Origin of the sequence: Hydrogenophaga sp. (assembly GCF_050182545.1) — a bacterium.
GTDB lineage: Bacteria > Pseudomonadota > Gammaproteobacteria > Burkholderiales > Burkholderiaceae_C > Hydrogenophaga.
On sequence record NZ_JBFXCD010000034.1, the window covers coordinates 1 to 8,395 of the forward strand.

At 68.9% G+C, this 8,395-nt stretch carries 8 protein-coding genes; 7 read left to right on the top strand and 1 reads right to left on the bottom strand.

Annotated elements, in window-relative coordinates:
• From AB7P10_RS19860 to AB7P10_RS19890, 7 genes are all read left to right on the top strand, one after another.
• Window positions 1-466: Lrp/AsnC family transcriptional regulator (locus tag AB7P10_RS19860; RefSeq protein ID WP_428295570.1), on the top strand; the 466-nt coding region annotated here is incomplete at its 5' end.
• Between the two features lie 349 nt (window positions 467-815).
• The gene (locus tag AB7P10_RS19865) at window positions 816-1,907 is read left to right on the top strand and encodes a TRAP transporter substrate-binding protein (RefSeq protein WP_428295571.1); all 1,092 of its coding nucleotides are present in this window, start codon (window positions 816-818) and stop codon (window positions 1,905-1,907) included.
• Between the two features lie 19 nt (window positions 1,908-1,926).
• Window positions 1,927-2,454 carry a TRAP transporter small permease subunit gene (locus AB7P10_RS19870; protein ID WP_428295572.1) on the top strand — a complete coding sequence of 176 codons (528 nt, stop codon included), beginning with the start codon at window positions 1,927-1,929 and terminating at the stop codon, window positions 2,452-2,454.
• Between the two features lies 1 nt (window position 2,455).
• Window positions 2,456-3,772, top strand: coding sequence for a TRAP transporter large permease (locus AB7P10_RS19875; protein ID WP_428295577.1), 1,317 nt, complete (start codon window positions 2,456-2,458; stop codon window positions 3,770-3,772).
• A gap of 5 nt (window positions 3,773-3,777) precedes the next feature.
• A complete protein-coding gene (locus tag AB7P10_RS19880) occupies window positions 3,778-4,614 on the top strand; it encodes a sulfite exporter TauE/SafE family protein (protein WP_428295573.1) in 837 nt (278 codons plus the stop codon).
• Window positions 4,615-4,633: 19 nt separating this feature from the next.
• Window positions 4,634-6,220: a gamma-glutamyltransferase family protein gene (locus AB7P10_RS19885; protein WP_428295574.1), complete on the top strand. Its 1,587-nt coding sequence runs from the start codon at window positions 4,634-4,636 to the stop codon at window positions 6,218-6,220.
• Window positions 6,217-7,323, top strand: coding sequence for an acyltransferase family protein (locus tag AB7P10_RS19890; RefSeq protein ID WP_428295575.1), 1,107 nt, complete (start codon window positions 6,217-6,219; stop codon window positions 7,321-7,323). Before AB7P10_RS19885 ends, AB7P10_RS19890 begins: the two co-directional genes overlap by 4 nt.
• Here AB7P10_RS19890 and AB7P10_RS19895 read toward each other — a convergent pair.
• Window positions 7,310-8,122 (bottom strand): crotonase/enoyl-CoA hydratase family protein, encoded by an 813-nt coding sequence (locus AB7P10_RS19895; protein ID WP_428295576.1) that lies wholly within the window; start codon window positions 8,120-8,122, stop codon window positions 7,310-7,312. The genes AB7P10_RS19890 and AB7P10_RS19895 overlap by 14 nt on opposite strands.
• Window positions 8,123-8,395 lie beyond the last annotated feature (273 nt).

The following is an 8,395-nucleotide window of genomic DNA, read 5'->3' on the forward strand; positions in this document are numbered from 1 at the left end:
ACCTTCCCTCGACATTGCGCTGAGCAAGCTCGACAAGGCCTTGCTCAACATCCTGGTGAAGGACGGCCGCGCCTCGTTCGCCGACATCGCGCGCCAGCTCGGCATTTCGCGCGCGCACGCCCGTTCGCGCGTGCAGGGGCTGCAGGCCAGCGGCGTGATCGAGCTGTTCGCCGCGGTGATCAACCCCGAGAAGCTGGGGCAGGTGAACTCGACCTTCCTCGACATCGTGGTCGCGCCCGCGGCGATCGGGCGCATCGCGCAGGAACTGGCCGACTGCGCGGAGGTGGTGAGCCTGTACATCATGAGCGACCTCAAGAGCCTGCACGTGCACGCGCTCACCGAGAGCCCCGAGGCCTTTGAAGGCTTCGTGCGGCGCCACATCTTCAACCGCCCCGAGATCCTTTCGGTGGACTGCAAGACCCTGCTCACACGGGTGAAGAACCGGCGCGGCGGCGCGCGTTTGTAAACCCGCCCGGATTGGTGCGCGCGCACCGGCGGCGTGCGCCATGACCGTTTGTGCGCTGCCTGCTGGTCATGCGGGCCGCGGGGCTTCCATGCGGGGCTTGCAGACTCCCATCACTTGACAAACGGCACTTGAGGCTCGAATCACGAAACATTCGACACCGACGCGGCGTTGCGCTGAGTCCGCCCGCATGCACCAAGACGGAGGACTGGCGCCGTCGGCGCAACGAAATCCAGACAAATCAAGGACTTGGCGCACTTTTCGGGGTGGCATGGGGATTGCGGAAGAGAGGGTCCGCCGCCTTACAAACGGCAGCCTTTTCGTTTCAACCCCCTCACCCAGGAGTGCCGCCATGTCCCTCGTCCGCCGCCAGTTCCTCTCTCGCGCCGCCCTCGCCACCAGCGTGCTCGGCGCTCCCGCCCTCGCCAGCGCCCAGAGCAAGGGCAGCTTCAACTGGAAGATGACCAGCGCCTACGGCAAGGGCTCGCCCTTCTACATGGACGGCCCCGGCAGCGCGACCGACCTGGCCAAACGCATCAAGGAAATGTCCGACGGGCGCCTGAACATCCAGGTGTTCGGCGCCGGTGAACTCATTCCCGCGTTCGAAGGCTTTGACGCGGTGCGCGCCGGCACGGTGGAGATGAACCACGCCAACGCCTACTTCTGGACCGGCAAGACCGCGGCCGCGCAGTACTTCACCGCCGTGCCGTTCGGCATGAACTTCCAGGGCATGAACGGCTGGCTGTACGACGGCGGCGGCATCGACCTGTGGAACGAGGTCTACGCGCCCTTCGGCATGGTGGCCATGCCCTGCGGCAACACCGGTGTGCAGATGACAGGCTGGTTCAAGAAGGAGATCAAGACCGCGGCCGACCTCAAGGGCCTGAAGATGCGCATCCCCGGCCTGGCCGGCAAGGTTTACGCCAGCCTGGGCGTGGACGTGAAGGTGCTGCCCGGTGGCGAAATCTTCCCCGCGCTGGAGCGCGGCGTGATCGACGCGGCCGAGTTCGTCGGCCCGTTCCAGGACCGCCGCCTGGGCCTGCAGAAGGCCGCCAAGTACTACTACACCACCGGCTGGCACGAATCCTCCACCGTGTCCGAGCTGCTCATCAACAAGGCCGCCTGGGACAAGCTGCCCAAGGACCTGCAGGCCATCGTGAGCAATGCCTCGGCGGCCTGCAACGTGATCAGCGAGGCCTGGTGCCAGAAGGCCAACTCCGAGGCCATGGACGACCTGGTGAAGAACCAGGGCGTGATCGCGCGCCCGCTGCCCGACGACGTCATCAAGGCCCTGCGCACCGAGACCGACAAGGTGCTGGCCGAGCTCGTGGCCAAGGACCCGCTGGCGAAGAAGGTGCACGACTCCTACTTCGCCTTCAAGGCCAAGTACGACCGCTGGAGCGAGACCAGCGAAGAGGCCTACCACACCAAGGTGCGCGGCTGACGCGACGGAGACCGCCACCATGCTCAAGGCTTTGCGGCCGCTGGCCGCGCACATCGAGGGTTTCATCGACCGCATCGGCGCGCTCACCGCGTGGATCGCGCTGGTGATGATCGGCCTGGTCGCCACCAACGTGGTTCTGCGCTACGCCTTCAGCTTCGGCTCGGTGTGGGCGCAGGAACTGGAGTGGCACCTGCTGGCCGCCCTCATCCTGCTGGGCATGGCCCACGCGCTGCAGCGTGGCGACAACGTGCGGGTGGACCTGTTCTACGCGCGCTACTCGCCCGCGGCCAGGCGCGCGGTGGACGTCGTCGGCGCGCTGCTGCTGATCACGGTGGCGGTGCTGTTCATCGGGTTCTCGCTGGGCTACGTGGAGCAGTCGCGCTCGATCAGCGAGGGCTCCCCCGACCCCGGCGGCATACCGCTGCGCTGGCTGGTCAAGGCACTGATTCCGCTGGGCTATGGCCTGCTGGTGCTGCAGCAGCTCGCGCAGCTGGTGCGCCTGCTCACCGCACCGCTGGACGGCGCCGGGGAGGCCGGCCGTGTTTGAGATGTCGACCTATGCCGTCTTCATGCTGGTCGGCTTCTTCGCGATGCTGATGATCGGCATCCCGGTGGCCATCAGCCTGGCGGTCACCGGCTTCGTGTTCGGCTGGCTGGGCTTCGGCACCAGCCTGTTCAACCTGCTGCCCGCGCGCTTCTACGGCATCGTCAGCGGCTACCAGTGGATGGCGATTCCGCTGTTCGTGTTCATGGGGGTGATGCTGGAGAAATCGCGCCTGGCCGACGACCTGCTGGACGTGATGGGCCACCTGGCCGGCGGCGTGCGTGGTGGCATGGGCATCGGCATCGTGCTGTTCGGCGTGCTCATGGGCGCCACCACCGGCATCGTCGGCGCGACCATCATCACCCTGGGCCTGCTCACCCTGCCCACGCTGATCCGGCGCGGCTACGACAAGAGCGTGGCCTGCGGCGTGATCTGCGCCTCGGGCACGCTGGGGCAGATCATTCCGCCCAGCCTGATCCTGATCCTGCTCTCGGACATCATGCAGCTCTCGGTGGGCACGGTGTTCGCGGCCGCGGTGGGCCCGGGCATGCTGCTGGCCGCCGTGTACATCATCTACCTGCTGGTGATGGGCATGCTGCGCCCGGCCAGCATGCCGGCGCTGCCGCTGGCCGAGCGCGACACCGTGTCGCGGCGCCAGCTCTGGGTGCGCTTCTTCAAGGTGCTGCTGCCGCCGGTGATGCTGGTGGTGGCGGTGCTGGGTTCCATCGTCGGCGGCATTGCCGCGCCGACCGAAGCCGCCAGCATGGGTGCGGTGGGCGCGGTGCTGATCACCGCCCTGTCGGGCCGGCTGAGCTGGAAGACGCTCAAGGCCAGCGCGCTGGACACCAGCAAGATCACCGCCATCATGATGTTCATCCTCATGACGGCGCAGGTGTTCGCGCTCTCGTTCCGCGGCCTGCACGGCGAAGACCTGATCGTCTCGATGTTCGATGCGCTGCCGGGCGGCACGAACACCGCCATCTGGTTCATGCTGCTGATCATCTTCGTGCTCGGCTTCTTCATCGAGTGGATCGAGATCAGCTACATCGCCGTGCCGCTGTTCCTGCCCATCCTGCTCAACCTGGGCGTGGACCCGGTCTGGCTGGCGATGCTGATCACGCTGAACCTGCAGTCGAGCTTTCTCACGCCACCCTTCGGCTGGGCGCTGTTCTACCTCAAGGGCGTGGCGCCGCCCGAGGTGAACATCAAGGACATCTACACAGGCGTGCTGCCCTTCATCGGCCTGCAGTTCGTCGCCTTGTTGCTGCTGTTCCTGTTCCCGCAGATCGCGCTCTGGCTGCCCAAAGCCATCGGCTGGTAGACGCCATGGAACTCTTCAACCAACACAGCGCCGCCTGGCTGCTGGGGCTGGCGCTGGCCCTGCTCGCCACGGGCCTGGTCGCGGGCGTGCTCGCCGGCCTGCTGGGCGTGGGCGGCGGCATCGTCATCGTGCCGGTGCTCTACCACCTGTTCACCCTGCTGGGCATCGACGAGGCCGTGCGCATGCACGTGACCGTGGGCACCTCGCTGGCCACCATCATCCCCACCTCCATCATGTCCAGCCGCGCGCACCGCCAACGCGGCAGCCTGGACGTGGCGCTCATCAAGCGCCTCATGCCGGCGGTGATCGCCGGCGTGCTGGTGGGCTCCGTCGCCAGCCGCTACCTGAGCAGTGCCTCGCTCACGGCGGTGTTCGCCACCGTGGCGCTGGTGGTGGCGCTCAACATGGCCTTCAAGCGCGACGGCTTCGCGCTGCGCGACGGCCTGCCCGGCACCGTGGGCACGTCGCTCATCGGTGGCGGCATTGGTGGCGTCTCCACCCTGATGGGCATTGGCGGCGGCACGCTCAGCGTGCCCATCCTCAACGCGCTGCGGGTGCCCATGCACACCGCCGTGGGCACCGGCGCCATGCTGGGCATGGTGATCAGCTTCCCCGGCGCGGTGGCCTTCATCATCAATGGCCTGGGTGTGCCGCTGCGCCCGCCTTTCAGCCTGGGCTATGTGAACCTGCTGGGCATGGCCCTGATCGTGCCGGCGACAATGGCGACCACCGGATGGGGCGCCAGCCTGGCACACCGCATCGATGCCCGGCGCCTGCGCCAGGTGTTTGCGGCCTTCCTGGCCCTCACCGCGCTGCGCATGTTCCACGCACTGCTCACCTGACCACCGCGAGACCACCACGATGATCCACACCCTCAAGGCCCTGGGCGGCATGCTGGTTGCCCCCCACCACCTCGCGGCGCAGGCCGGGCGCGACGTGCTGCGCGATGGCGGCAACGCGGTCGAGGCCATGGTGGCGGCCGCGTCCACCATCGCGGTGGTCTACCCACACATGAACGCCATCGGTGGCGACGGCTTCTGGCTGATCCACGAACCCGGCAAGCCGGTGGTGGCCATCGACGCCTGCGGCCCGGCCGCCGCCCTGGCCACGCGCGACTTCTACGCCGGGCAGGCCACCATTCCCCCGCGCGGCGCCACCGCCGCGCTCACCGTGGCCGGCACCATTGGCGGCTGGGCGAAGGCACTCGACGTGGCCGCGACCTGGGGCACACCGTTGCCGCTGCAGCGCCTGCTGGCCGACGGTATCCGCCACGCGAACGACGGCATCGTCGTCACCACCAGCCAGGCCGCGCTCACGCGCGACAAGCTCGCCGGCCTGAAGGACGCGCCCGGCTTTGCCGACACCTTCCTGGTCAACGGCCAGCCGCCCGCGCCGGGCCACGTGCTCCGGCAGCCCGCGCTCGGCCGCACCCTGGCCACACTGGCCGAACGTGGGCTGGACGACTTCTACCGCGGCGAACTGGGCGCGCGCATCGGCGCCGCACTGGAGCGCGTGGGCAGCCCCGTGCGCGCCAGCGACCTCGCGGCCTACACCGCGCAGGTGGTGGAGCCACTCGCCGTGCGCCTGAACGACAGCACGGTCTACAACCTGCCGCCGCCCACGCAGGGCCTGGCCGCGCTGATGATCATCGGCCTGTTCGAACAGCTCGGCGTGACCGAAGGCGAAGGCTTTGCCCACCTGCACGGCCTGGTGGAAGCGACCAAGCGCGCCTTCCGCGTGCGCGAGCGCGTGGTGACCGACCCCGGCCGCCTGCCCGCCGATCCGCGCGCCTTTCTGCAACCCGGGGCGCTGGCCGCGCTCGCCGCCGAGATCGACACACAGCGCGCCCTGCCCTGGCCCGACCCCGCCACGCCCGGCGACACGATCTGGATGGGCGCGGTCGACGCGCAGGGCCGCGCGGTCAGCTTCATTCAGAGCGTGTACTGGGAGTTCGGCTCCGGCACCGTGCTGCAGGACACCGGCATCTGCTGGCAGAACCGCGGCACCAGCTTTTCGCTCGACCCAGCGGCGCTCAACACGCTCGAACCCGGCCGCAAACCGTTCCACACGCTCAACCCCTCGCTGGCGGTGTTCGACGACGGCCGCGTCATGCCCTACGGCACCATGGGCGGCGAAGGCCAGCCGCAAACGCAGGCCGCCGTGTTCACCCGCTACGCCCGCTTCGGCCAGTCGCTGCAACAGGCGGTGAGCGCGCCGCGCTGGCTGCTTGGCCGCACCTGGGGCGACGTGAGCACATCACTCAAACTGGAAAGCCGTTTCGACCCGGCGCTGGTAGCCGCGTTGAAAAACGCCGGCCACGTGGTCGAAGTGCTGCCCGAGGCCTTCAGCGACACCATGGGTCACGCCGGGGCGCTGGTTCGGCACGCGGATGGTGTGATCGAGGGCGCGGCGGATCCGCGCAGCGATGGCAGCGTGGCGGCCGTGTGAACGCCCCTGCGAGCGCGGGCGAGCGCCTGCCGTTCATCGACCTGCTCAAGGCGGTCGGCTCGCAGCTAATCGTGCTGCACCACCTGGCTTTCTATGGCCCCATGTCCGACTGGACACACCAGCTCGCTCCGGGTCTCGTGGCCTGGTTCAGCCAGGACGCGCGCATGGCGGTTCAGGTGTTCCTGGTGGTCGCCGGGTTTCTGGCTGCGCGCAGCCTCGCGCCCGATGGCGGGCTGCGCACCCGCTCACCTGGCAAGCAGCTATGGCAGCGATACGTGCGCGTGGCGCTGCCCTACATCGCCGCGCTGTTCGTGGCCATGCTGTGCACCGAACTCGCGCGGCAATGGATGGCACAGCACGACTCTCTGCCCGCGCCGCCCGGCGTGTGGCAGTTCGTCATGCACGCGCTGCTGTTGCACACGCTGCTGGACGTGGATTCGCTCTCGGCCGGCGTCTGGTACGTGGCGATCGACTTCCAGCTCTACGCGCTGCTGCTCGGCCTGCTCTGGCTGGTGCGCCGCGCGGCCAGGCGCGATGCCAAAGCACCCGGCCCCGGGGTGCAGGCGCTGGTCGCACTGGGCGTGGTGGCCTCGCTGTTTCACTTCAACCGCGAAGCCGGCTGGGACAGCTGGGCGCTGTACTTCTTCGGCGCCTACGGCCTGGGCGCGCTGACGTACTGGTCCACCCGACACGGCGCGGCCTGGCAGACCGGCCGCTGGGTGATGGCCGCGCTGGTGGCGATGACGCTGGTGGCATTGGTGATCGACTTCCGCGAGCGCATCGCGCTGGCGCTGGGCGTGGCCCTGCTGCTGGCCTGCGCACAGCGCCAGGGCTGGCTGTTCACCTGGCCACGCAGCCGCGCAGTGGCCTACCTGGGCCGCATTTCTTACTCGGTGTTCTTGCTCAACTTCCCCGTCGCGCTGGTGGTCAACGCGCTGTTCACGCGCTACGGCAACGCCGATCCGGTCACGCAGACCGTGGGTGTGCTGCTGGCCTGGCTGGCGTGCAACCTGGCGGGTGCGTTGTTCCACCACGCAGTGGAACAGCGCCTGAGCCGTGTGGGCCGCCGCCGCACGCGACCACCGGCGCTCAGCGCCCACTGAACCGCGCCGCGCGCTTCTCCTGGAACGACAACACACCCTCGCGCGCGTCCTCGCTGTTGGCCAGGCGCCGCTGCGTGGCCTCGAATTCGTCGGCCGCGGCCATCGGCCCTTGCTCCACGGCCTTGAGCGCATTCAGCCGTGTCGCCACCACCGCCAGCGGCGCCTGCTGGGCTATGGCTTCGGCAATGCGCAGGGCTTCGTCGAGTTCGCTGCCAACGGGCACCACGCGCTGCACGAAATGCAGGCGCAGGGCTTCGGCGCTGTCGAAGACGTCGGCGGCCAGCAGGTGCAGCAGGGCGTTGCCCAGGCCGGCGCGCTCGGCCATGCGCAGCGTGGCGCCGCCGGTGGCCATGATGCCGCGCTGCACCTCCAGCTGCGAGAAGCGGCAGTCGTCCGCGGCCACGACGATGTCGGCGGCCAGCATGAGTTCGATGCCCAGTGTGTAGGTGATGCCCTTGACCGCGACCACCATCGGTTTGGTGCGCCGCCGGTAGCCGGGGCGGCCCAGGTCGGTCGGATCCACCAGCCCCTGGGCAATGGCGCGCTCGCCGCGCTGCATGAGCGGCGCGAAGCTGGGCAAGTCCAGCCCGGCGGTGAAGTGGTCGCCCATGGCGTGCAGCACGCCCACGCGCAGCGCGGGGTCGTCGTCGAGCCGGGTGTAGGCCTCGGCCAGGGCTTGCAGCATGGCGGGCGTGAAGCCGTTGCGCTTGGCGGGGCGGTCGATGCCGATCAGCAACAGGTGGCCGCGCACCTCGGTGCGAATGCCGCCTTCGGCGGGGGTGGGGGTGTCGGGGTTCATGCGGCGCATCGTAGGGCGCCCGGGCCCTGTGCGTCCATCGCGCGGGTGACCAGGGCCTGTTCACACTATTTTTCCAAGATGCGTTGCGGATCAAAAAGGCCATGCGCAAGGCGCGAAACGCAGCCGGGGTTGCCCCCCGGCAAGGCTTCGCAACGCCGCGCATGGCCCATTTGGCCGCAACCCGAAGGGGATGGGGTGGAAACAGCGCCACTCTTCGTTGCACTCCCAGGCCAGACACCCAGTCTGGCCGTCGTCGCGCGCCTCGATTGGCGC